Origin of the sequence: Paraburkholderia xenovorans, from assembly GCF_046030735.1 — a bacterium.
GTDB lineage: Bacteria > Pseudomonadota > Gammaproteobacteria > Burkholderiales > Burkholderiaceae > Paraburkholderia > Paraburkholderia xenovorans_A.
Genome location: NZ_JAQQBV010000012.1, coordinates 182165 through 206576, shown reverse-complemented (window position 1 = coordinate 206576; position 24412 = coordinate 182165). Strand labels below are relative to the sequence as shown.

The window sequence follows — 24412 nt, the reverse complement described above, 5'->3', positions numbered from 1 at the left end:
CACTGGCGGTGTGAGCGGCTTTCTTTGCTTATCTTTCTTTGCCGCGGCAAAGAAAGTAAGTGCCGCCCCGCACAGGGGCAACACGAATAGACCAATAAGATAAGAAATGAAATGAAGAAACCCAAAACCACCGTAGGCAAAAAAATCAAACCACCGGTTTTTTATAAGCGACGCAATCAACCTCAACCCGACAATCAATCACCATAGAAGAAACCACACAAGCCCGCGCAGGCGGATTCTCCCCAAAATACTCACGAAAAACCTTATTAAACGAAGCAAAATCCCGCGGATCGTCGAGCCAAACCCCACACCGGACAACGTCCTCAGCCCCATAACCGGCTTCCTTCAGAATCGCAAAAACATTCTGAATCGCCTTGTGCGATTGCTCAACAATCCCGCCATTGATCACTTCGCCATTCTCCATCGGCGTCTGTCCGGAAACGAACAACCACCCATCCGCTTCGACAGCCCGCGCAAACGGCATATGCTGACCGCCCGTCCCCTTCCCACCCTCAACGCCATATCGCTTCATCATTCAACTCCTTAAAAAGTCCAGCGCACGCCGTGCAAAATCGCCATACGCGGCAATTAATCAGAAAATCAGAAAACAAAAAATCAAAACGCGCCGTGCGCATCCCCCTTCGACGCCGCGCCACGCGCCACGAACCGCCCCGCCCGCTCGCCCGTCACCTGGCCATCGCGGTAAGACAACACGCCATTCACCCACACCGCGTCGATCCCGTCCGCGGCCTGCTGCGGTTTTTCGAACGTCGCCGCGTCGCGCACCTTCGCCGGGTCGAACAACACCAGATCGGCGTGGTAACCGATATGCACCTCGCCGCGCTCCACAAGACCAAACCGACGCGCCGACAAACTCGTCATCTTGCGCACCGCCTCTTCGAGCGGCAGCAGCTTCGCGTCGCGCGCGTAATGCCCAAGCACACGCGGAAACGCCCCCCACAAGCGCGGATGCGGCAGCGGATCGTTCGGCAATCCATCGGAGCCGACCATCGTCGCGGGATGCGACAGAATCCGCCGCACGTCGTCCTCGGACATGTTGTGATACACCGCGCCCGCCGGCTGCAAACGCTTGCCCGCCTCCTGCTGCGTCACGCCCCACTCGGCGGCAATGTCCTTCACCAGCTTGCCCGACATCTCCGGATGCGGCTCGGACCACGTAATCGTAATGTCGATGTCGCCCGTCACCTGCTTCAGATCCAGCGTCGACGAACTGCGGTTGTACGGATAGCAGTCGCACCCGATCGGCTGCAAGCGACGCGCGCCTTCCAGCGACTTCAGCACCTCTTCACTGCGCCCCCAGTTCGACGGCCCCGCGCACTTCAGATGCGAAATCACCACCGGCACGTGCGCGTGACGCCCGACACGGTACGCCTCGTCCATCGCGTCGAGAATCGCGTCGAACTCGGTGCGCATGTGCGTGGTGTACAACGCGCCGGCAGCGGCGAGCGGCTCGGCCAGCGCCATCACCTCTTCGGTCGGCGCGGCAAACGCGGAGCTATAAGCCAGCCCGGAACTCAAACCCAACGCGCCGTGCGCAAGCGCTTCTTCGAGTTGCGCACGCATGCCGTCGATTTCCTCAGGCGTCGCCGCGCGGTCGAGCCGGTCCATCTGGTTGCTGCGCAATGCGGTATGGCCGATCAGCGCACCGACATTCACCGCGGGATGCGCGGCGTTCACCGCGTCGACATAAGCGGCGAAGGTCGGATACCTGAACGCGTCGCGCTCGCCGAGCAGATTCATCGGATCGGGCGGATCGCCCTTCAGCGCCACCGGCGACGCGCTGATCCCACAGTTGCCGACGATCACCGTCGTCACGCCCTGCGTGATCTTCGGCAGCATCTGCGGCGAACGGATCACGTGGGTGTCGTCGTGGGTATGGACGTCGATGAAGCCCGGCGCGAGTGCGCGGCCCTCGGCCTCGATCACTTCTTCGGCAAGCCAGTTCGACAGATTGCCGATCGCGACGATCCGCCCGGCGCGAATCGCGACATCGCGCTCGACCGGCGGCGCGCCCGTGCCGTCGTACAGTTGCGCGCCGACGATCAGCGTGTCGGCGGCTTCGGGATGCGAGTGCATGGATCAGTCTCCTAATGGTTGTCGATCGCCGCCGCCACGGTGCGTGTCCAGCGCGTGCTTCATGCGGCGCAGCAATTCGCGGCTCTCGTCGCCCTGACTGACGGCGAGTTCGGTAACGAGCACGTCGAGCGCCATCATCATCGCGTAACGCGACGACGACGGTTTGTAAATGAAATCGGTTTCGAACGCGACGATCGGAATCACCCAATCGGCCAGTTTGGCCAAAGGCGACGCCGGCGCGGTCAACGCAATCACGGTCGCGCCGTAGCTGCGCGCGATCTTGCAGTTCTCGACCATCTCGGGCACGCGCCCGGTCGTCGACAACGCGATCACCGCGCATTCGCGCGACACGGTGCTCGCCACCATGCGCTGCAGCAAGCCGTCCTGGTACGTCGCGACCGGCCGGCCGAGGCGCACGAGCCGGAAGCGCATTTCGTCGGCAAGCGCGGTCGAACCGCCGCCCATGCCGAACACGTAGATCATCCGCGCACCGCGCAGCGCCGCGGCGGCTTCGCTCAACGGCGCCTGGCGCAGCAATTGATGGTTATGCGCGAGCGCGGTCTGCAATTCGTCGAACACGCGCGTGGCGATCGGCTCAGGCGCATCCGGCGCGCCGCCGGTTTGCAGAAAGCGCTGCCCGACCGCAGCCGCTTGCGCGAGACGCAACTTCAACTCGCGCACGTCGCGGCAACCCACTGCCTTGGCAAAGCGCGTGACCGTCGCGACACTGACCTCGGCTTGCTGCGCGAGCGCGCCGATGCTCGCGCGCGAGGCGCTCGTCAGATCGTCGAGAATCAACGCGGCGACTTTGCGTTCGGCCGAGCGCAGTTCGGGCGCGCACTCGGCGATGCGCGCGACGATATCGAAAGCAAGCGGTTCAGCGGCTGAGTTCATTGCGGGCGGTGAGAGGCCGCGCAGAGGCTTACAAAGAGCCTCCGGCAAGCCGTGGTACTAAATAACATTTCTCCATCCATCGTACTTTCTGTAACATGATAAAGTCAACTTTGATTCAATTTAACTGGACGATGGAGCTGGGTGACATGAAAGTTACAAACTATCAGGGCGCAACGATTGATCCTTATAGCAAGGGCTTGGGCATGGTTCCGGGCGCCAGCATCCAGCTAACGGACGCGCCGCGTCTCGAATGGAATCTGCTGAATGAAGACGTGAGCCTGCCCGCCGCCGTTCTGTATGCGGATCGCGTGGAACACAATCTGAAGTGGATGCAGGCATTTGTCGCCGAATACGGTGTGAAGCTCGCGCCGCACGGCAAGACCACCATGGCGCCGCAACTGTTTCGCCGGCAACTCGAAACTGGCGCCTGGGGCATCACGCTCGCCACCGCGCATCAGGTGCGCGCGGCTTATCACGGCGGCGTACAGCGGGTGTTGATGGCCAATCAGCTGGTCGGCCGTCACAACATGATGATGATCGCCGAGTTGCTGAGCGATCACGAGTTCGAATTTTTCTGCCTCGTCGATTCGGTCGAAGGCGTCGAGCAACTGGGTGAATTTTTCACGTCGGTGAAAAAGCCGCTGCAAGTGCTGCTCGAACTGGGCGTGTCCGGCGGTCGCACCGGCGTGCGCGACGCGGCGCAACGCAACGCGGTGCTCGACGCGATCGCGCGCTATCCGGATGTGTTGAAGCTCGCGGGCGTCGAATTGTATGAAGGCGTATTGAAAGAAGAACACGAAGTGCGCGAGTTTCTGCAAAGCGCAGTGGCGGTTACGCGCACGCTCGTCGAAGAAGGCCGTTTTGCGCGCACGCCGGCCGTTCTGTCAGGCGCCGGCTCGGCGTGGTACGACGTGGTCGCGGAAGAATTCTCGAAGGCGTCCGAGACCGGCAAGGTCGAAGTCGTGCTGCGTCCGGGCTGCTATCTGACGCATGACGTCGGCGTTTATCGGAAGGCGCAGACGGACATCTTCGCGCGCAACCCGGTCGCGAAGAAAATGGGCGAAGGCTTGTTGCCGGCGCTGCAATTGTGGGCGTATGTGCAGTCGATCCCCGAGCCGGATCGCGCGATCATCGGTCTCGGCAAACGCGACTCCGCGTTCGACGCGGGCATGCCCGAACCGGCGCGCCATTATCGTCCGGGCAACGAGGCGCCGCGCGATATCGCCGCGAGCGAGGGCTGGGAAATTTTCGGCCTGATGGATCAGCACGCGTATCTGCGGATTCCCGCCGGCGCCGATCTGAAAGTGGGCGACATGATCGCGTTCGACATCTCGCATCCCTGTCTGACGTTCGATAAGTGGCGTCAGGTGCTGGTGGTCGATCCGTCGTATCGCGTCACCGAAGTGATCGAAACGTTCTTCTGATTCCGATTCTGTTTTGATGAACCGCGGCGCGCATTGCGGTAGCCAGGCGCGCCGCCGTCCAGGCGGTCGGCGAACCTGTGCCCGTCTTGTTCAGGGCCGATCTTTTTCCGCACCGACCGCTGGCGGTGCCGCCGCCACTTCACCGATCCGCACTTCGAGCATCGTCAACGCACCGGACAGCGCGCTCAGCGTATCGTCCGGCAGCGCAGCAATCGTGTCGTGCAGGAATTCATTGCGACGCGGCAGACTCAACTCGATGGCCGACTGCCCGGCTTCCGTCAGGCGCACGTTGGTCACGCGGTTATCGCGCGCATCCATGCTGCGCGCGATCCAGCCCAAACCTTCCAGCGTTTTCAATTGCCGCGTGAGCGCGCCCGGATCGACACGCAGGCGCTCGACCAGGCGTTTCTGCGACGACTCGCCATTCTGATCGTGCAGCGCCAGCAAAATGCGCCAGCGCGGCAACGGATGGCCGACTTGCGCCTCGAAGGCGGACATGAACGCCCGATAAGTGCGGCCGAACTGCTGCAAGACGGCGACGCGATCCTGTTCTTCCATGATGGTTCTATAAGACTTCAATAAAGCGGTATGTCTGAAAATCAGTCGGCGTGAATCACCGGTTCGAGCTTGCGCTGCAACTTGATCGGCGGCACGCGGCGGCTTTGCCACACCGACACCACCGCGATGACCGCCGCGAGCGCAAGCCCCAGATGAATCGCCGCGACGAGCGATTCGCGCGCGCTTTCGAGCAGCATCACGCCGTTATGGCCCGCGTGCGTCAACTGCTCCAGCAGCGTGTTCTGCGCGCTGTGATTGATCAGGATTTGCGGGTCGCCGAGATCGGCGAACCATTGCGACGCGTGATCGTTTTCCAGCGCACTGCGCACGCCGCTCGCGTACATATGGCTGATCAGCGTGCCGGTGAGCGCCGTGCCAATCATCCCGCCGATCATCCGCAGCGATTGCAGCAGCGCCGTTGCGATGCCGAGGTGTTCGCGGCCGGCAGTCTGCTGCGCGAAGATGGTCAGGTTCGGCATCACGAAACCGAGGCCGAGGCCGCCGAGCACCATGAACGACATCAGCATCCATTGCGGCATAGAACGCGTGGCGACGACCACGCCGAGACACGCCAGCGCCACCAGCGTAAAGCCGATGTACAGCATCAGATTCGGATTGCTCACGCGCGACACGATGCGCCCGTTCGCAATGCTGCCGATCGTGATGAACACGACGAGCGGCGTGATGACGAGCCCGGCGTCTTTCGGCGACATGCCGAAGCCGCCCTGAAACAGCAACGGCGCGTAGAACAGCAGCGAGAACATCGTGAAGCCGCCCAGCACGGCGAGCGTGAAGAGCGCGGCCAGGCTGCGATTGCGGAACATATCGACCGGCAGGATCGCAGTCGGGCAACGCTTTTCCCACTGCCACAGCGCGTAGCCGCAAGCGGCGCTCAGTGCGAGCAGCGCGGCGGCGCTCAGCGTGACGCCATGCTTCGGCAGCAACTCGACGAACAACTGCAGCGAGCCGAGCGCAACCGCGATCAGCAACGCACCGGGCCAGTCGAGCCGCATTTTGCCTTTGTGCGCGACGTGCCGCAGATGCGGCAGAAACCGCCAGACGAAGAACAGCGAAAGCAAGCCGACCGGCAGATTCACGTAGAACACCGAGCGCCAGCCGTAGTACTGCGTGAGAAAGCCGCCGAGCGACGGCCCCACCGCATTCGCGATGCCGAACGCGGAGCTCATCAGCACCTGCCAGCGCAGGCGCACGACGGAGTCGGGGAAAAGATCGGGAATGCAGGCGAACGCGGTGCCGACCAGCATCCCGCCGCCGATGCCCTGCAGGCCGCGCGCGAGCACGAGGAACAGCATGTTATTGGCGACGCCGCACAACACGGAAGCCGCCGTGAACACGATGATCGACGCGATGACGAATGGCTTGCGCCCGTAGTAATCGCCGAGGCGGCCGAAGATCGGCACGGTGATCACGGAGGTCAGCAGATACGACGTGGCCACCCACGCGTACAGCTCGAAACCCTTCAGTTCGGAGACGATCGTGGGCAGCGCGGTGCCGACCACGGTCTGGTCGAGCGCGACCAGCATCGTAACGAAGGAGATGCCGAGCATCGCCAGTAGCGATTCACGGAAAGGTAAAACTTGCCCACTCGAGTGGTGAGCCGCAGTATGGACAGCCATTTTTGATAACGCAACAGTTGACTCGTCAAACAATAATGAATCATAGCACGATGTCGGGCTCTAAACTGCACACATCGGGACAACGCAATGCGTGGTCAATCGACTGAAGAAAGAACACACATGACGCCAGGGAGGCACATGGAGCCGAGTTCGCTTGCAGCACCCGCTTTATCGGACGAAGACCTGCTCGCGCTACGGCGCGCCAAACATGAACTGGAAAGCCCCGCGCTGACGATGAAACTCGCGAGCATCGTCGGCTCGCCGCTCGAAAAGCTGCTCGCGCGCATGCCGGCTTTCGCCAATCAGAAGGTCACGGATGCGACGGAACTGGCGCTGCGCAAATGTCTGTCGATCGCGCTGCGCACACTCGGGCGCCAGGACGGCGCCACGCCGCTGATCGTGCCGGACAAACCGAGCAACCTGCTGCACAAGTTCGCCGTGGCGACCACCGGCGCGGCGGGCGGCGCATTCGGCCTGTTCGCGTTGCCCGTCGAGTTGCCGGTCACGACCACGCTGATGTTCCGCTCGATCTGCGATATCGCGCGCAGCGAAGGCGAGGACCTGAGTTCGATCGACACGCAGTTGCAGTGTCTGACGGTACTCGGCATGGGCGGCACCTCGAAAGCCGACGACGACGCCGACTTCGGCTATTTCATCATGCGCGGCGCGCTGGCTCAGGCGGTGTCGAAGGCATCGTCGGAGATTGCGACGAAGGGTTTCACCGCGCATGGGTCGGCGGCGTTGCTGCGGCTCCTGAACACGATCGCCGCGCGCTTTTCGGTGCAGGTGAGCGAACAGATCGCGGCCAAATCGATTCCGGCGATCGGCGCGGTGCTCGGCGCGATGGTCAACACCGTATTCATCGATCACTTCCAGCAGGTCGCGCACGGCCACTTCACCGTGCGCAGACTGGAGCGGCAGTACGGCCAGCAAACTGTCGAAGCCGCCTATCAGACGATCGACATCGCGCTCGATGGCTGAGCCGGCTGTCGCGCGCTCGTCACCCGTCGCACGAAAGTGGCGGCGCGCTCCAGCGCGCGATTTGCTTCGGGGATGAACGGCGCGAACAGCGGCCACACGTGCGGCATCTTCTTCCACACCTCGAATTCGCACTCGACGCCCGCTGCGCGAGCGTTGTCCGCGATCCTGCGCGAGTCGTCGAGCAATACCTCCGTGCTGCCCGCCATAATGAAGAGCGGCGGCAAGCCGCGCAGATCGGCATACACCGGCGAAGCCAACGGATGGTCGGCCGGTGTGTCGCCGAGATAGAGCTTCGCGGCAAGGGCAATCGCCGCGCCGCTGAACATCGGATCGAGACCGTCGTTGCTGCTGATGGTCGCGCCGGACGCGGCCAGATCGGTCCATGGCGAAAACAGCAGACAGCCGGCCGGCAACGGCGTGCCGGCGTCGCGCAAAGCGAGCAGCGTGGCGAGCGCGAGGCCGCCGCCCGCCGAATCGCCCGCCATCACGATCGACTCCGGCGCGATGCCGTCCGCGAGCAACTGACGATAGGCCGCGGTCGCGTCCTCCAGCGCGGCCGGAAAACGATGCTCGGGTGCGAGACGGTAGTCGAGTGAAAAGACCGGCGCGTCGGCGCGCGTGGCAAGAGGAAAAACGATCGAGCGATGCGTGCGTGGCGAACAGAAGTAGTAGCCGCCGCCATGGCAATACAGCACGACCGGGCCGCCAACCGACATGCCGCCGGTCCGTTCGAGCCACTCGCCGTGCAACGGCTGATCGGCGACTCCATACAGTTCGCGCAATTGCCAACCGTCGGGCACCCGCGGCGCCCACGCGCGTTTCGCGGTCAGCGCGCGCGCCCTCTCGACGTTGATTCGTGGCTTGAGGGTTTCCGGTCGAAACTGCCTGCGCAGATACCAGCACGCGAGTGCGCTTTGCCAACTCATCGGGACACGCTCCTTCGATTGTGTCCCGTTATGGTAAGTGCGTTCTTCCGCGCGTCAGTGGACGACGGCTTCTAATCTTGAAAAAGCGCCCGCGTCAGCGGGCGCCTCCTGGTTCGCCTAGTTCGCCGGCAAAACCTGCCCGCGAATCTCACCCGTCGGATTCTGCGCGGTATGCACGTTGAAGTACCACTGCCCCGCCATCAGATCCGTCACCTGCTGATCGGTGAGCGCGGCCGAGCCTTTGATCGGCGTGGCGAGCGCGGCTTTGTCGATCGGCACCTGAACCTTCGCGTTCTGTCCGACCGGTGCGGGACCGTGGAAGTGAGCGGCCGTAGCCGGACCGCTCAAGCCTTCGTAGTTCACCGTCCATTGCAGCGATTTGGTCGACGTGTCGAACGTCGCGTTCAGCATGCCGTGCCCGTGACTCACCCGCGGCGGCACCTCGCTCGACGGCTCGAGGTCTGCCTTCAGCGCCACCGTGTCCGCAAAGGCAACACCCGACGCCAACGCCCACAACACCACCGCGAGATTCAGTTTTCGAAATGCAATCATGGTCTTCTCCGGACTGTGATGCACCGCCGCACCGAAAGGTCGGCTGCGCGCGGGGCAAACACATACTAGTGCAAATCCGCCGCCCTGTTCGGCCGACGTCGAGTCCGGTTGCAATCGCAATCAATCACATCTGCAAACGAAAAAGCACCGCGGCGCGGTGCTTTCCTTGAAATTTTCAAACAGTGAATTGTGCATTTCGTAATGAATCTTTTACACAGTCCCAGTTATGCTTCCGCCTGCGAGAAGTGACTCCTTCATCGAAGGACGTCTCCAATCTTCAACGCGGCTCCGGCCGCGTTTTTTTTTGCCTATGCGAGCATCGCAGCTTGCTCCTCGATGCCGTTGAGCATCGCATTGCATTTTTGCACCAGCAAAAATCCGTCGATGCGTAGCCATTCGAGCGGTTTGGTATCGATATCCCGCCGATAATCGTCCAGCAGTTTGACCAGTGGCGGATATTGCAGCACGCTCGCGGCCCCCGTCACGCGATGATGCCATTCGCGCAGACGCGAGAGTTCGGTTTGTTCGAGCAGCGGCAACAACGCTTGAACGTCGTCGCGCACCGACGACACGAACGAATCCAGCAACGCCTTGACCGTCGACTCGCTGCCCCACAGTTGCGTCATATGACTGAGATCGACCGGGACAAACGGTTCCGCGCCACCGCGTGATTCCGGTGCGTCTGCCGGTTGCGCGCTGACCGGCTCCGCGAGCGCTGCAGCCGCCTGCCATGTACTGTCGGGCCCGAACCAACGGCTCAGGTAATCGCGCAATGTGGCAAGCCGGGTCGGTTTCACCAGACTGTCGTCCATGCCTGCGTTGCGGCACAGGTTCAAATCTTCGGGTGCGGTGTTCGCGGTGATGCCGAGAATCGGCAGACGATACGCGCCGCCCTGCTCGCGCTCGCGGATGCGGCGCGCGAGTTCGTAGCCGGACAGGTTCGGCATATGGCAATCGGTAATCAGACATCCGTAGCTCGTGTGTTCGAGCGCGGCCAACGCCTCGACGCCGTCGTTCGTCACGTCGCACGCGAAGCCGAGCAACGCGAGTTGATGACGGATCAGTTCCTGATTGACCGGGTGATCTTCCGCGACCAGAATCAGCCGGCCGCTGCCGATGGCGCGTTCGCGGTCCGGCGGCACGGTGGCGCCCTCGGGCGCGCGCGGCCTGCCGGTCGAGCGCGGCGCAACGGACGGCAAACCGGTCATCGCGGCGGCGCAAGCCACGCCGAGGCCGCGCCATGAAATCGGGTTGACGCTGACACGCACTTTGTTCTCGAGGATGCGATAGCCGGTCGGTTTCGGCTTTTCGGTCAGGTTGATGATTCGCGCGGACGGCGCGAGTTCCGCGGGCAACACGACGTCTTCGCCGACGAAAATCATATCCATGCCGGTGAAGGCTTCGGCGTTTTCGAACTCCGGCGCGTTCGGCGACACGCAGCGCAAATCGAGACCCAGCGCCTGACCGAAATGCATCAGCGCCTGCGCGACGCGCGCGTCCCCGGTTGTCACCATGCCGCGTTTGCCGCGCAATCCACTCACCGAATAACGCAGCGATTCCACCGGCATCGTGAGCCGTACTGTCATTCGCGTGCCGACTCCGGGTTCGCTATGCAGCCTGAGCGCACCGCTCATCAGCTCGATCAGCTTGCGGCAGATCGTCAACCCCAAACCCGTGCCGCCGAAGCGCCGGGTGGTCGACGACTCCGCTTGCACGAACGGCTCGAAGAGGCTCGCCTGCACGTCAGGCTCGATCCCGATGCCGGTATCTTCGACAGTCATTTCGAGCACCTGCCGGTCGCCGTGCTGCTCGACGGCCGCGACGCGCACGTCGACTTCGCCGTTCGGCGTGAACTTGATCGCGTTGCCAAGCAGGTTGAACAGGATCTGACGCAGCCGCACGCTATCGCCTCGCAGCGTGGCGGCGACTTCGGGTGAGATGTCCACGCGCACTTTCAGCCCCTTCTCATGGGCGCGGCCGGCGAGCAAACCGACCGCGTTGTCGACCAGTTCGCGAATGTCGATCGGCTCCGCCTCGATCGTCAGCCGTCCCGCTTCGATTTTCGAGTAGTCGAGGAGGTCGTCCAGAATCTGCAACAGCGCGCCCGCCGACTCGTGGATCATGCCCAGCATTTCGCCCTGATCCGCGTTGAGCGGCGTGCGCTCCAGCACCTCGACGAGACCGAGCACACCGTTCATCGGCGTACGGATTTCATGGCTCATCATTGCGAAGAAATCGTCTTTGGCGCGCGACGCCGCTTCGGCCACGTCGCGCGCTCGCGCCAGTTCCTCCGAGCGCGCATGTTCGATGCTCGCGTCGACCCAATATCCGCTCCACACGACGCTGCCGCCCGGCTCGCGGCGCGGCACCAGTTCTGCGCGAGCCCACTTGAGCTCGTGGTCGGCTTCGAAACGGAACTCCATGTGGATCGGCGATTCCCAGCGCGCCGAACACTCCAGTTCGCGCAACACGAGGGGACGGTCTTCTGCGCAGATTCGCTGGAAATCGATCTGATCGCGGTTCATCAGCGACGCGCCGCTTCTGCCCAGAAGATGTTGCGTGTCGCCGCCGACGTAGGGAAACTAGTAAGCGCCGTCGATACTGCGACGCAACTGAAACACCACCGCCGGCAACGACCGCGTGACGTCGAACAGACGCCGTTCGGTTTCGCGCGCACGCATTTCCGCGCGGCGGATATCCGTAATGTCGACCATCGTGGCGAGCACGCAGCTCGGATTGCCATCCGCGGTATGGCAGATGCGGCTCCAGAACAGACCATGCCGCCAATCGCCCGACGCGTGCTCGAACTGGAGCTCCACTTGCGCCGGCTCGTCGGTAACCAGCATTTTGTTCGTCAGCTCGCGCAGCACGCGACTGTTGGACTCGCCCCACGCCTCGACTTCCCATCCGGAGCGTCCGACGACCGCCGCGCGCTTCAGTCCGCACGCATCTTCATAGGCCTGATTGACGGCGATGTACCGCCCGTCCAGTTCTCTCACCACGAGGGGGTACGGCACCATCTCCATCATGGTTTCCTGAAAATTGAGCTGCAGCGCAAGTTCAAGCTCGGTCTGCTTGCGCAGCCTGACCTCGCGCTGAAGCACCAGATAGGCGCGCAACGTCACCAGCAGTGCGATGCCGATGCCGATCAGCACGGGCAATAGCCGCACTGCGGTAATGCTCCACGTGCCGATGTCGCGCGTGCTGCCGGTGACCCATTTTTGCCGGATGAGCTGCTTTTCGGACGGCGGCATCGCCAACAGCGCGCGGTCGATCAGACCGGCGAGCGGACTCAGGTCAGGACGCACGGCGAAGCCCAGCGCGTCGGTTCCGCCCACCGAGCCGAGAATTTTGAGAACGCCTGTGTAACGGTCGTTGAGCAGGATGTCGATGGCGGCCACGTTGCCGACCAGCACGTCGGCCTGACCGTTCTCCACCATCTTCAGCCCGTCGTCCAGACTCGCTGCGACGACAATGTGATCCGCTGGAATGGTGCTGAGCATGAGTTGCCCCACGCCGGCGCTGTGCGACGAAACGACGATGCGCCGTGACGCGAAATCGTCGAGCGCACGCGCCGCGGGTTCATTTTCGCGACCGACGATCACGAGCGGATAGCTTTCGTACGCGCGAGTGTGCCGCGCATTCGTCAGACGTGGGTCTTTGCTCGACGACGTAGCGAGCATCGCGAGTTCGCCGCGCTGGAAAGCCTGGATAGTCGCCGGCCAGTCCGCCATGTGCGCGCGGGTGAACTCCACGCCCAGCGCCCGGCTCAGATAGTCCAGATAATCCGCGGCGATGCCGGCGGGGTGTCCGGAGTCGTCGGCATAACTGAACGGCGGCCAGCCGTTGTCGAAGCCTACCTGCAGCGGCGGCAATGCGCGCAGCCACGCCTGCTCCTCCGGCGTCAACACGAGGCGCCGCGCAGCCGAGGCGGCCTGGGCATCGAAGCTGCCGGAGAGCCAACGCACGCGAATCGCAGCAGCGTCGGCCGGATTCATCGACGCCAGCGCGCGATCGAGCTGGTCGCGCAACGCGCTTGCATTGCGCGATACCGCGAAACGCAAATCGGCAATACGGCCGCTTTCCTCGAATGCGACTCGCAAGCCGCGGAATTCTTCCGTGCCGAGCGCATATTGAACCGCCGGTGTGAAACCGAGATACGCGTCCGCGTCGCCGTGCGCCACCGCCAGCAGTGCCGAATGCGTGCTCGGAAACGTCTCGATGTGAGCGTGCGGAAAGCGCTCACGCAACGAACGTTCAAGAGCGAAGCCCTTTTCGACCGCGACGCGAGCTTGAGCAAGCTGGGAAGCGGCGACATACGCGACGCCCTCCCGGCGCGTGACGACCGACGCCGAGCCGCGCAAATACGGCGTGCTGAAATTGAAGCAGCGTTCGCGCCGCGGCGTACGCGCGATGCTCATCACGAGATCGACCTCGCCCGCGCATGCGCCCGCGAGGAGTTGCGACATATCGGGAAACGCCTTGACTTCGAGCGCGACGTTCGGCCCTACCAGCGCGCGCAAATAATCGGCGCTCAAGCCGGTTAGCTGACCATCCTGAAATGCTTCGAACGGCATCCAGCCATTAGCCAGCACACCTACGACAATCCTGGCGGGAAAAGCACCGGCTGCGACCTGTCCTGACGAGCCCGCGAGCGCCCGCTCCATCGCCGGCAAATTCGGCGCGACGACAATCAGCAACGCCAGCAAAAGCCACTGAAATATGCGCCGAAGCCCGAGCTTCAGCGCAACACCATGTTGAATCGTCATAAGGAACACCAGAAGAGAGGACTGCGGACCACGCTCACGCGATCTCGCCATGCTCGTGGACGAGTGTCGCGCGATGTCGGTCCGACTTGCCGTGCAGCAATGAAAACAGCGCACCGGCGACGACGCCGCCCAACATCGGCGCCGCCCAGAACAACCACAACTGATCCAGCGCCCAGTCGCCGACGAACAGCGCCTGCCCGGTGGAGCGGGCGGGATTGATCGAGCCGTTGGTGACCGGCGTCGACACGAGGTAGACAAGCATCAGACAGGCGCCGACGAACAGCGGCGCGATCGGCCTCGAACTGCGCCGGCAGGTTGCCATGAGACTGACGAGCACGAACACGAACGACAGCGCGAGTTCGACGACGAGAGCCGAATGAAGTGGATAGTCGGCGGGAGAATGGTCGCCGAAACCGTTTGCCGCGAATTCACTGCCCAACAACTCGAACCCCGGCCGGCCGCTCGCCACATAAGCGAGCAGCGCCGCCGCCGTGATCGCGCCGAGAATCTGGGCCGCGATATACGGCACCAGATCTCTGACCGGAAAACGTTGCGCGACCGCAAAGCCGACCGTCACCGCGGGATTGAAATGGCCGCCCGACAAACCGCCGAATACATAGCTCGCGGTGGCAAGCGCAAGGCCGAACGCGATCGACACTTCAAGCACACCGTAGCCCTGCTGAGCCACGCTGGTATTCAACACGATGCTCCCGCACCCGACGAACACCACCCACCCGGTACCCACCCCCTCCGCCAACAATCGCTTACCTAGCGCTACCATGCCCACCTCGTCCGTATATTTATGCTCGCGGCAGACGGCGCCCGATCCGGGCCATCGAACCTCTGCCTGAAGTTGGGCGACTCGATCTATTCAGCATGACGAATAAATTGCTATCGCGATGCGAAAACAGGAAGCGGAGCCGCAGCCAACGCAGGACTATGGAGTGGAAAAGTCGACGGACCAATCGGAAGAATCCGAAATTCCGACAAGTGCAGGCTAGTAGTGCGATGCGACGCTCACAGCGCTGTCAGGCAAGTCCTATCTGTCGCGCGTAATCGATGAGGTCGTTTTCCGTTTCGAGTCCTAGCTTGCGCATCGCGCTGCGCTTTTGCGTGCTGATGGTCTTGCCGCTGCGCTGCAAACGCACCGCGATCTCGTGGACGGCAAGGCCCTGCACATACAACTGGAAGACCTCCCATTCGCGCACGCTCAGCACACCTGCGCGCGGCTGCGGTGGGGCGTCGAAGGATTCGATCGCGTGGCGCACCTGCTCCGACAGATAAACCTTACCCGCGATGGCGGCTTCGATCGCGTCGATCAAAGCGTTGGCGGTGTCGCGCTTATCGACGATTCCCGCCACGCCGATATGCAACAGGCCTGACAACAAATGAGCATGGCAGATCATCGTCAGTACGATGACGCTGGGATGCGAGCGCGCCCGCAACAACCGGCGCAGGAACGACACGGCGTTGCTGCCGCCATGAATGCCCGCCATCCCGATATCGGAGACGACGACGTCGCAAGCAAAACTGTCGAGTAAGCCGGCCAGCCCTTCGGTGTCGGCCGCCTCGCCGACAATCTCGATGTGCGGCACGCGTTGCAGCAAGCCCAGAACGCCGACGCGAACGCACACGTGATCGTCCGCCACGATGACGCGAATTTTTTGTGTCATTTTTTGTTGTGTTGTCGACTGGCATTCCCTGCACGCGACGTGCATCCCCGGGCGATACCAGTGCATGTTCAGTTCGCCGCGCCGCCTCGGTGGCGCGACGCCTCATGGGCTCAGCCCCGCTTCTGTACGCGCTCTTCGGCAATCACGCCGTGCTCGATCGCGAAGCGGAATACATCTGCGTCGGTATGCAGCGCGAGCTTGCGCATGGCCGTGCATTTCTGCGCGCTGATCGTCTTCACGCTACGCCCCAACTGCGCGGCAATTTCCGTGACGCCGAGACCAGACGCATAGTGCGTAAACACCTCGAGTTCGCGGCGCGACAACATTTCCCTGACGAAGTCGAGTCGGCGCGCCGTCGTCGCATCGGTGATCGCCGAGCGCACCGCCGGCCCCAGATAGCACTCGTGCGCGAGCGCTGTCACCAGGGCCACGTGGATCAGATCGATCCGGTCGCGCTTGCTGATCAAACCATCCACGCCGAGCGAAATGACTTTTTGCAGGACGCTCGCTTCAGTCTCCATGGTGAGGACGATAAGCACGACGCCGGGATAGCGCGCCTTGAACTGCCGAAGCGCTTCAAACGCGTCGCCGTAGAAATCTCCCGGCATGTAGAGGTCCATGAGGACGATGTCGCAGGAGGTGCGATCGACTTCCCTGAACAGTTCGGTTGAATCGGTGGCTCGGCCGACGACTTGCACGTTCGGATAGCCGGCCATCAGATTTTCGATCGCGAGCAAAACGAGAGGATGATCGTCTGCAATGATGGCTCGAACGGGTGTGCTTATGCTTATGTCCGCGGTGTCGTTCATCGTTATTTTCTCCCCCGTTTTCTAGACTTTCCGCTGCTCTCTGTGGAGCAACTGGCCCTCTCCCGATGATTGAACATTCCGTCGCGCCTAGACATAAGATCGCTCTTAAATCCAGCACTCACACAGCATATTCATTATTTAGCTATACGATTTAAATGCCACCGATGCCGTTGGCGCGCACATAGGCGAAAAGCCCCGGATCGTTAGCGACGCCGAGCCGGGCCATCGCTTCGCGTTTCTTCCGGTTCACGGTGCGAGGATGGCAGCCACATGCGATCGCGATCTCAGAGATCGACTGACCGTCTACGAATCGTCTTATGACTTCGGCGTGAGTTTTGGAAAAACGTGGAATCGTGGGCAATTCGACCGGTTCGTCGCGTTGTTCAGCCAGCACGCCGATGAGCGAGCGTCCAACGTAAGTCCCACCGTTCGTGCTCGCCACGATCGCTTGCCAGAGATCGTCCATCGATTCCATTTTGCTGAGCGTGCTGATCGCACAATCCGACACGAGCGCGCGCACAATCGCACTGTTCGTCAGCGCCGTCATCACGACGATGCGCAACAACGGCCAGTCATACTGGATCCGCTTGACGAGATTCAGGCCGTCCTCGGTCGCGCCGGATGCGTCCGGCATGGATAGATCCGTCACGAGCAAATCGCAGCGCACGCGCTGCAACAGCTCGATCAGCGAAGTCGGCGTCGACGCTTCGCCGACAACGCTCACGCCGGCATGCTTTTCCAGCGCGACGCGTAGGCCGAGTAGAACGAAAGGATGATCGTCCGCCAGAATCACTCGAAGTTCCACGATGTTTTTTCCCGCTTCCTGTAGCTGTAATCGGCGTGCGCGTAGGAAAAAGCCGTCTGCGTCGTGACGCTCTCACGGCTTTCCTCGTTTAAGACGAGCGCACCAGGGCGGCTATAAAAACATCGCGGGAAACTGGCGAGAATAGGAGCGTTCCGAATCCGTCGAAGAAGGACTGCGCTGCCGTTCAGCGTTGCCCAATTACCGGGGCATCGCAGGGTCGTGTTGCACTCAGACTGCCGGCCCGCGTCGCACGCGGAAATATCGGCAATGCGATCAACGCGCACACGCTGGCTACCGCCCACACCATCGGCCACGAGCCCACCGACAACAGCGGCGGAATCGCGAGCGGTGTCAGAAACAGCGACAGAAACACGCAGGTATTGCCGATCGCCAGCGCGGTCCCTGCGCGACTCGTGCCTGCGAGCGTCGCGAGTTCCGTGAACGCGACACCGTGCCACGCCGACGCACACACGCCGCCGACTACGATCATCAGCGCGAATACCGCCGTCATCGACGCGTGGTGCATTCCGGCGAGGCCCGTCATCAACGCGAGCGACGCGAACAGCACGGCCGTCAGCAGACTGCAGACGCGCATGTAAGCGCGCCGGTTGCCGCGCCGATCGGTCCAGCCGCCGCTCCAGACCCGCGCGATCGCCGCGCCCGTTTGCACCGCTGCCATCGTCACGCTGATCGCCAGCACGCCGGCCCGGCTGAAGTCATGCAGAAAGACTGTGCCGAAGGTCACTACAGCAAGCTGCGGCACGCACAATGCGCCGGCGCCGAGCGCCACGCGCCAGATGCCGATGTCGCGCAACGGCGAGACTTTCGGCGGCGCGGCGCTGACGGCGGCACGGCCCTGCGCGGTGCGATGAGCCGCGTCTGCCGGCGGGGTGTGCGTCGGTTCGTGCAACCATCGCCACGCAAAACCGGCGGTGATCGCGCACGCCAACGCGAGCACACCGTACGCGCTCGCAAAACCGAAGTGCGCCGCGAGCACCGGCAGCACCAGCGCGCCGAGGCCGCCGCCCGCCGGCACCGCAGTCTGGCGAATACTCATCGCGAGTCCGCGTTCGCCCTCGCGAAACCACGCCATTACCGCGCGTCCGCTCGACCCGTTGACGCTACCGCCCAGCAGTCCGACCAGCAGCAGGCCGAGCGCGAGCGTCGTGACGCCCGGCACATGCGCGCCCGACGGCACCACGAACAAAGCGAGACCCGCGAGCGCCGCGGCGGTCGACAGCAAACCGAGCAGCAGCACGCGACGGTCGCCCCAACGGTCGGTGAGCAGTCCCCACGGCAACTCGCTGACCGCGATGCCGAGTCCGAGCATGCCGAGCACCAGCCCGAGTCCTTCGTTGCCGAGGTGGTAACCCGAACGCAGGAACACCGCCGTCGTCGGAATTCCTGAAAACGCGGCCGAAAAACTCGCATTCGCCGCAAAGCCGACGCCCAGCACTTTCCATCGATGACTCGCCGCGCGAACGCTCGCGGTCTGCGTGAATGCAATCGATCCGTTTGCCATACCCCACCTCGTGCGATGAATAGATTGGAGGTATCCTACGGCTGGGCAAACCATCGGAAAAGCCGGAATTTCAGATGACTTCCATCGGATATACCGAATCATGAGCCAACGAGGATTCGACCTGACGCAGTTGCGGACCTTCGTCGCCGTCGCCGAATCGGGCAGCGTTTCGGCGGGCGCGGAGCGGGTGTTTCTGTCGCAATCGTCGGTGAGCGAGCAGTTGAAGAAACTGGAGGAGCGTGCCGGTCAGCCGCTTTTCGTGCGCGGCAAGCAGGGCGTCACCGCGACACCGGCCGGCGGCCGCCTGCTGGAGCATGCTCGGCGCATTATCGCGATGAGCGAGGCCGCGTTCGAAGACCTGCAAGGCCGCTCGCTCGACGGCGAACTGCGGATCGCGATCACGGACTACTACCGGCCGCATGACATCGCGCGCATTCTCAAGCTGTTTTCGGAGCAGCACCCGCGTCTGAAACTGCACGTCACCGTGTTGCCGAGCGCGGTGATCGACGGTAGCGCGGGCGACGACGCGTCGTTCGACATCGGCCTGTCGCTGCGGCTCGTGACCGGAAACACACGTGCGAGCAGCCGGCGCGCCGGTGCGCCGAGCACGGTGGTGCGGCGCGAGAAACTGCTGTGGGTGCGTTCAACCGATGCCAGCCCGCCGCCCGCATCGCCGTATTCGCTGGTGCTGCTGCCTTCGACCTGCCAGTTGCAGCGCTTTGTGGTGAAGCTGCTGGACGAGCACAAAGTGCCGTATCTGGTGTCGCATTCCGCGTCGGGTGTCGCGGGCCTGCAACTGGCGTTGAAGGCGGGGCTGGGCATTTCCTGCCTGAACGAGTCGTCGATCGGCGGGGGCGTGGTGGCGTGTGGGCCGGGCGTCGGACTACCGACGTTGCCGACCGTCGAGTTTCATCTGCTGCCGGGGCGGATCGGCGAGAGCGAACGCGTCAGCAACGCCCGTACGGCGTTGCTGCGGCTCTTCAATTAACGCGTCGCTCAAGCGGCGACGAGCGTCCTTTCATTGCGCGCCGTCGCAGCAGCCGGGCTGGTACGTGCTCCGCTCGACGCAGCAGCCGGGCTGGTACGTGCTCCGCTCGACGCAGACGCGCCGCTGCCGGTCTGAAACACCGCCACCGCCGACGTCAACCGCCGCGCCTGCTCCTCGAGCGAACTCGCGGCCGCCGCGGCCTGCTCGACGAGCGCGGCATTCTGCTGGGTGACTTCATCCATTTGCGCGACGGCGAGATTCACCTGATCGATCCCGGTGCTCTGTTCGAGCGCCGCAGACGCGATCTCGCTCATGATCGAACTCACGCGCGAAATCGAATCGACGATCTCGGTCATCGTCGAGCCCGAGCGTTCGACCAGTTGCGAGCCGGCCTGCACCCGCGCCGTCGACGCATCGATCAAGCCCTTGATCTCCTTGGCCGCAGCCGCGCTACGCTGCGCCAGCGAGCGCACTTCGCTCGCCACCACCGCGAAGCCGCGTCCCTGCTCACCCGCGCGCGCCGCTTCGACAGCCGCGTTGAGCGCCAGAATATTGGTCTGGAACGCAATCCCTTCGATCACGCCGACGATGTCCGCAATCCGCCGCGAGTCGTCGACGATGCCGTGCATCGTGCCCACCACCTGCTCGGTCAGATCGCCGCCCTGCGCGGCCAGCGTCGACGCACCTTGCGCGAGCGAGCTCGCCTCCTTCGCGTTGTCGGCGGTCTGCTTGACCGTGGAAGTCAGTTGCTCGATGCTCGCCGCCGTTTCTTCGAGCGACGCCGCCTGCTCCTCGGTGCGCTGCGACAGATCGGTATTGCCCGCTGCGATCTCGCTCACGCCGCTATCGATCGACTCCGTCCCCTGGCGGACCGAGTTCACGGTCGCGATCAGCGAATCCTGCATCTTGCGCAGCGCCGCGGCGAGACGGCCCATTTCGTTGTCGCTCGTCACGTCGATGCGGCTGGTCAAGTCGCCATTGGCAATGCGCTGGAACTGCGCGATGGTCGCGTCGACGGGACTCACGATCGCCCGCACCAGCACCGCGCGGCCGATCAGCGAACCCAGCAGCGACACCACCATGCCGATCGCCACCGCAATGCTGATCGCGAAGAACAGGTCCTGAGCATCCTGGTAGCGTTGCGCGCCGTGATCGAGCTGCAACTGCTCGAGCGTGAGCATGGCTTTTTCAAACGCGCTATAGAGCGACGGCAGCTTATGCGCCTGCAATTGCTGGAACGCGGTTTTGTCACCGGCCTTCAGCGCGGCAAGCGCCGGCTCGACGCCGTCGTGCAGGAAGGTATCGCGCTTGTCCTGCATGTCCTTGATCAGACGCTGCTCGTCGGCATCCGCGCTCGCGCGGCTCACGAAGTGAGCAAGACGGTCGTTGGATCCTTTCTGGTACTGATCGAAGCGCTTGAGCACGGCGTTCGCGCCGTCCTGATCGTTCAGATCGACCAGCGACGCATACGTCGCCAGCGCCAGGCGCAGCCGCAGCAATTGCCCTGCGCTGCCTTCGAGGTCGGCGACCGCCGGCGTGTCCACGGTGTACATCTGCTGCAGCGACGCATTGCTCGAACGCAGCGACAGCAGGCCGGCAGCCGCGCCAAACAGCAGCACGATGCCGAAAAACACGATCATTAAGGTCAGGCAGGTACGAATCGACAGATTTTTCAGCATTGGGCTTGTCTCCATTTGGGCTGCCTGACCGAAATATTCGCGAACATTCGCGAATAGTTGAAATTTGTCTTCGGTCACGCGTGCTGCGCCCAAGCCCTTCGGCCAGGTCCGCAACTTTACAAAACTTAAGCGAATGCCACATAGAGGGTCTACGGCGCTATCTCGGAAAACTTTATGGTGGTCGCGCAACCGTTTGCCTTACATCAGGATACTGACGCAGGTGACGCGCCGGTTCGTCCCCGCGTTTGCGGGACTACCCGGGTTTTCGGCGACCGGCGGTTGGTAGAAAGTGACGAGGCGTGTTTCCGGAGCATCTCGAATGTCCGAAATAGGTTCGGCTCTGCTGGTTTTCGCCTTTTTGCTGATCGCGACCGGCGTGGGCGTGTCGGTACGGCCGTTGCTGCCCGAGGAACACAAGGCGCATGAAACCGTGCAACTGATCCAGTTGGTGATCGGCATGCTGGTGACGTTTGCCGCGCTGGTGCTGGGGTTGATGACGGCGTCGGCGAAAGCCAGTTTCGATACGGCGTCGAACGACTTGCGCACCTACGCGGCCGACCTGATCGAATTCGATACGACATTGCAGGAGTACGGCCGCGATACGGACGCGGCCCGGCAACTGCTACGCACCTATACAGCGGCGGCCATTGCCTCGACATGGCCGCGCGAAGCGGCGCCCCCGGGCGACTATCCGAAAGACCTTGGGACCCCGGACAATTCGAACTCGATGGAAAACGCGCGGCTAGGCGACATGCTCACCGAGGTGGGGAGGCAACTGCGGCAACTGCATGCGCACGATCCGCTGCAGCAACGCGCGCTCGACGATGCGCTCACGCAGTACCGCCGCGCGGTGGACGCTCGCTGGAAAATCATCGAGGAAGCGCATAGTTCGATTTCGCAGCCGTTCTTCAAGACGCTGACTTTCTGGCTATGCGTGATCTTTCTCAGCTTCGGGCTGATCGCGCCTCGCAATGCGCTGGCGCTCGTCACCATTACGTTGGGGGCGGTTTCGATCGCGTCGGCGATCTATGTGATCGTCGATCTGGATACGCCGTTTACCGGGCCGATCGTGATTTCCAGTATGCCGATGAGGGATGCGTTGGATCACTTTGGGCGGGGCGGACGGTGAGGACGGAGCTATCTCGATTTGTGGCTGAACGCCCCATCGGGATTTGCATAAGGGTTCGCCTCTTTGCGCGTGACGGGCCCATCGGGGTCCGACATGCCCATCTGCTCACGTAGCGGCGCCGGCGTGCTCTTACCTGGCTTTGCGTCGGGCTTGATGTCTTCCAGACCGCACGCCCAGGCGTCCAGCATGCGCTTCGCAACCTCCCGGAACATAGGGTATCGGTGCGCGTATTCCGACACCCTGGTCGTCACCTGGTGCACCGCGGCCGTGACGCGCTCGACGGCCTCCCCCATATCAGTTTTACTCAGACCCAGCCGTGAGCCGCCGTAGGCAGCAAGCATGGCTCCGGCTGCCCACACTTTTTTGCCCCGCAGGGTCAGTGCCGGGAGACTGGTCGCGTACTTCGGATAGACAGTGCCGCTCAGGACATCGAAGACCGGGGCGAGTCGCACGTCGGCCGCATCGGTGTAGACGAGCGCGAAATTTTTCAGATGGGCATCCGCGTTTCGAATGGCGTAGTTCAGCAATATCAGAGTGAACAGACGCCGCGCATTTTCTTTTAGAGCGGCGCGCGGTATGTAGCTCGTGGTCAGCATTGCCAGGGCCTCGAGCGAACCCTCGTATTTTCTGACGGCGTCGAGACCTTTCAGGGCGCAGTAATCCTCCACCGCGAGTTTCGAGCCATCCGCGACGCGGTCGAAGCGTTGCACGGCCAACACCTGCCCGTCGTCCGACAGTTGCGCGCGAGGGACTTCGAGTCCGGCATGGCGTGCGACTTCGAGACATAGGAACTCGTTGATCGCCACGCCCGGCAAGTCGTCGAAGCCCGTCTTCAGGATGTAGTCGTCGGTCCAGAGCGTGGCCTTGACGACCGATTGCACCAGCGCCTTGGGCATGACCCCCGACACCCCCTCGGCCGTACCGACCTCGAGCAGGCGCAGAAGGTTATCGCGCGAGTCGGGCGAAGCGAGCAACTGCGCCATGTCGGCTTTGTCCGCTGCCGTCGCGAGCGTCGCACCGTGCGGCACGACCTGAACGCGCCCGATCGTGTCTGCGCCAGTGAGTGCGAGCAGGCCGAAATCGCCCACGTCGGTGTGGGGACCTAGGTTTCGGATGATGACTTCCTTTTTGATGCCCTCTGGAAGGTTCTGCTGGAAAAATGGATGTAGGCGCGGCCAGACATACGATTCGGCGCGCACGGGCATCAGTAGCGAGACGAGATTCGCCGATGCTACGTCCGGAAGGTAGGTGAAAACGTACTGGCGAGTTTCTTCCGCGAGGGTGCCGACCCTCTGACCGCCGACGTAGACATCGAGGGGAGCTCGATTCATGGCTTGCCCCTTGTTGCCTTCAGGCTTCGCGTGGCGCGCAATCGCATGGGCGCGGGCCCCGCTAAGTCCGGCTCTTCAGGGTCGGTGAGAATTTCGTCGATGGAAACGTCGTCGAGCGTTCGCTGATGGCCGCGCCGACGCGCGAGGATCTCGAGCCCGACTGCGTCAAAGAGGCTGATCATCTTGACGGCCCCCAGTTCGGGCAGGGCGCCGGTCTCGAACAGGCTGATTCGCCCACGCGGCACACCGCTCCGCCTCGCGACTTCCTGTTGGGTAAGGTTCGCCGCCAGGCGGCCCTGACGAAACGTTTCACCAAGCTCGGCAAGGTTCATGTTCTGTATACGGTACGTTAGGTAAATTTCCTTAGTTAACGCATCGTATATCGAACACATCTGAATTGCCAGTAATGTTTCATATAGCGAACATTAATGCAAAACTATCGCTCAATGTCACATATACATGACATTATCATGATCTCTTGCGTCCTTTCCCATCAGCTACAGCACTTAATAGTGCAATCACACAGGCGACCAACACGCTTGAAGAATTTCACCTGACAGCATTGCTTTGAGGCGCAGGAGGCTCAAAGACAAACGCCGCGAAATTCGCGGCGCTCGCCAAAGAAAAAGCCCGCGCTC

The 24412-nt window shown here is 62.7% G+C and carries 19 protein-coding genes and 1 pseudogene; 4 read left to right on the top strand and 16 right to left on the bottom strand.

Features of this window, described 5'->3' with window-relative positions:
- Positions 1 to 145: 145 nt before the first annotated feature.
- The 3 genes from PQQ51_RS14530 to PQQ51_RS14520 all read right to left on the bottom strand — a co-directional run bounded on the left by PQQ51_RS14530 (position 146) and on the right by PQQ51_RS14520 (position 2991).
- The gene (locus PQQ51_RS14530) at positions 146 to 532 is read right to left on the bottom strand and encodes a RidA family protein (RefSeq protein WP_408497474.1); all 387 of its coding nucleotides are present in this window, start codon (positions 530 to 532) and stop codon (positions 146 to 148) included.
- A gap of 83 nt (positions 533 to 615) precedes the next feature.
- Positions 616 to 2097 (bottom strand): N-acyl-D-amino-acid deacylase family protein, encoded by a 1482-nt coding sequence (locus PQQ51_RS14525; protein ID WP_408497473.1) that lies wholly within the window; start codon positions 2095 to 2097, stop codon positions 616 to 618.
- Between the two features lie 3 nt (positions 2098 to 2100).
- On the bottom strand, positions 2101 to 2991 hold the full coding sequence (locus PQQ51_RS14520) for a MurR/RpiR family transcriptional regulator (RefSeq protein ID WP_408497472.1): 891 nt from the start codon (positions 2989 to 2991) through the stop codon (positions 2101 to 2103).
- Positions 2992 to 3137: 146 nt separating this feature from the next.
- On the opposite strand from PQQ51_RS14520, the gene PQQ51_RS14515 reads away from it, so the two are divergent.
- A complete protein-coding gene (locus PQQ51_RS14515; protein WP_408497471.1) occupies positions 3138 to 4415 on the top strand; it encodes an amino acid deaminase in 1278 nt (425 codons plus the stop codon).
- A gap of 90 nt (positions 4416 to 4505) precedes the next feature.
- Here the strand turns inward: PQQ51_RS14515 and PQQ51_RS14510 are convergent, their stop codons facing one another.
- Both PQQ51_RS14510 and PQQ51_RS14505 read right to left on the bottom strand, forming a co-directional pair.
- A complete protein-coding gene (locus PQQ51_RS14510) occupies positions 4506 to 4973 on the bottom strand; it encodes a MarR family winged helix-turn-helix transcriptional regulator (protein ID WP_408497470.1) in 468 nt (155 codons plus the stop codon).
- 41 nt (positions 4974 to 5014) lie between these two features.
- Positions 5015 to 6610 carry an MDR family MFS transporter gene (locus PQQ51_RS14505; RefSeq protein WP_408497469.1) on the bottom strand — a complete coding sequence of 532 codons (1596 nt, stop codon included), beginning with the start codon at positions 6608 to 6610 and terminating at the stop codon, positions 5015 to 5017.
- Positions 6611 to 6748: 138 nt separating this feature from the next.
- Here PQQ51_RS14505 and PQQ51_RS14500 point away from each other — a divergent pair, with 138 nt between their 5' ends.
- A complete protein-coding gene (locus PQQ51_RS14500; protein ID WP_408497468.1) occupies positions 6749 to 7591 on the top strand; it encodes an EcsC family protein in 843 nt (280 codons plus the stop codon).
- On the opposite strand, the gene PQQ51_RS14495 is transcribed toward PQQ51_RS14500, so the two are convergent.
- The 8 genes and pseudogenes from PQQ51_RS14495 to PQQ51_RS14460 form a co-directional block, all read right to left on the bottom strand.
- Positions 7561 to 8517, bottom strand: a complete 957-nt coding sequence (locus PQQ51_RS14495) for an alpha/beta hydrolase (RefSeq protein ID WP_408497467.1) — start codon at positions 8515 to 8517, stop codon at positions 7561 to 7563. The genes PQQ51_RS14500 and PQQ51_RS14495 overlap by 31 nt on opposite strands.
- Positions 8518 to 8634: 117 nt before the next feature.
- Entirely contained in the window at positions 8635 to 9069 is a 435-nt protein-coding gene (locus PQQ51_RS14490; RefSeq protein WP_408497466.1) for a CHRD domain-containing protein, read from the bottom strand.
- Between the two features lie 308 nt (positions 9070 to 9377).
- Positions 9378 to 13736, bottom strand: a pseudogene (locus tag PQQ51_RS14485) (ATP-binding protein).
- A 136-nt stretch (positions 13737 to 13872) separates the two neighbouring features.
- The gene (gene aqpZ, locus PQQ51_RS14480) at positions 13873 to 14619 is read right to left on the bottom strand and encodes an aquaporin Z (protein WP_408497465.1); all 747 of its coding nucleotides are present in this window, start codon (positions 14617 to 14619) and stop codon (positions 13873 to 13875) included.
- 247 nt (positions 14620 to 14866) lie between these two features.
- Positions 14867 to 15511, bottom strand: coding sequence for a LuxR C-terminal-related transcriptional regulator (locus PQQ51_RS14475; RefSeq protein ID WP_408497479.1), 645 nt, complete (start codon positions 15509 to 15511; stop codon positions 14867 to 14869).
- Between the two features lie 110 nt (positions 15512 to 15621).
- Positions 15622 to 16320, bottom strand: coding sequence for a response regulator (locus PQQ51_RS14470; RefSeq protein WP_408497464.1), 699 nt, complete (start codon positions 16318 to 16320; stop codon positions 15622 to 15624).
- 151 nt (positions 16321 to 16471) lie between these two features.
- Positions 16472 to 17125 (bottom strand): response regulator, encoded by a 654-nt coding sequence (locus PQQ51_RS14465; protein ID WP_408497463.1) that lies wholly within the window; start codon positions 17123 to 17125, stop codon positions 16472 to 16474.
- Between the two features lie 184 nt (positions 17126 to 17309).
- Entirely contained in the window at positions 17310 to 18647 is a 1338-nt protein-coding gene (locus tag PQQ51_RS14460) for an MFS transporter (RefSeq protein WP_408497462.1), read from the bottom strand.
- A 100-nt stretch (positions 18648 to 18747) separates the two neighbouring features.
- Between PQQ51_RS14460 and PQQ51_RS14455 the strand changes: the two genes are divergently transcribed.
- Positions 18748 to 19635, top strand: a complete 888-nt coding sequence (locus tag PQQ51_RS14455; RefSeq protein ID WP_408497461.1) for a LysR family transcriptional regulator — start codon at positions 18748 to 18750, stop codon at positions 19633 to 19635.
- 8 nt (positions 19636 to 19643) lie between these two features.
- Here the strand turns inward: PQQ51_RS14455 and PQQ51_RS14450 are convergent, their stop codons facing one another.
- Positions 19644 to 21314, bottom strand: coding sequence for a methyl-accepting chemotaxis protein (locus tag PQQ51_RS14450; RefSeq protein WP_408497460.1), 1671 nt, complete (start codon positions 21312 to 21314; stop codon positions 19644 to 19646).
- 319 nt (positions 21315 to 21633) lie between these two features.
- On the opposite strand from PQQ51_RS14450, the gene PQQ51_RS14445 reads away from it, so the two are divergent.
- Positions 21634 to 22443: a bestrophin-like domain gene (locus PQQ51_RS14445; RefSeq protein WP_408497459.1), complete on the top strand. Its 810-nt coding sequence runs from the start codon at positions 21634 to 21636 to the stop codon at positions 22441 to 22443.
- A gap of 8 nt (positions 22444 to 22451) precedes the next feature.
- Here PQQ51_RS14445 and PQQ51_RS14440 read toward each other — a convergent pair whose 3' ends face one another.
- On the bottom strand, positions 22452 to 23774 hold the full coding sequence (locus PQQ51_RS14440; RefSeq protein ID WP_408497458.1) for a type II toxin-antitoxin system HipA family toxin: 1323 nt from the start codon (positions 23772 to 23774) through the stop codon (positions 22452 to 22454).
- Entirely contained in the window at positions 23771 to 24106 is a 336-nt protein-coding gene (locus PQQ51_RS14435) for a helix-turn-helix domain-containing protein (protein ID WP_408497457.1), read from the bottom strand. The genes PQQ51_RS14440 and PQQ51_RS14435 overlap by 4 nt, the downstream gene beginning before the upstream one ends.
- Between the last annotated feature and the right edge of the window lie 306 nt (positions 24107 to 24412).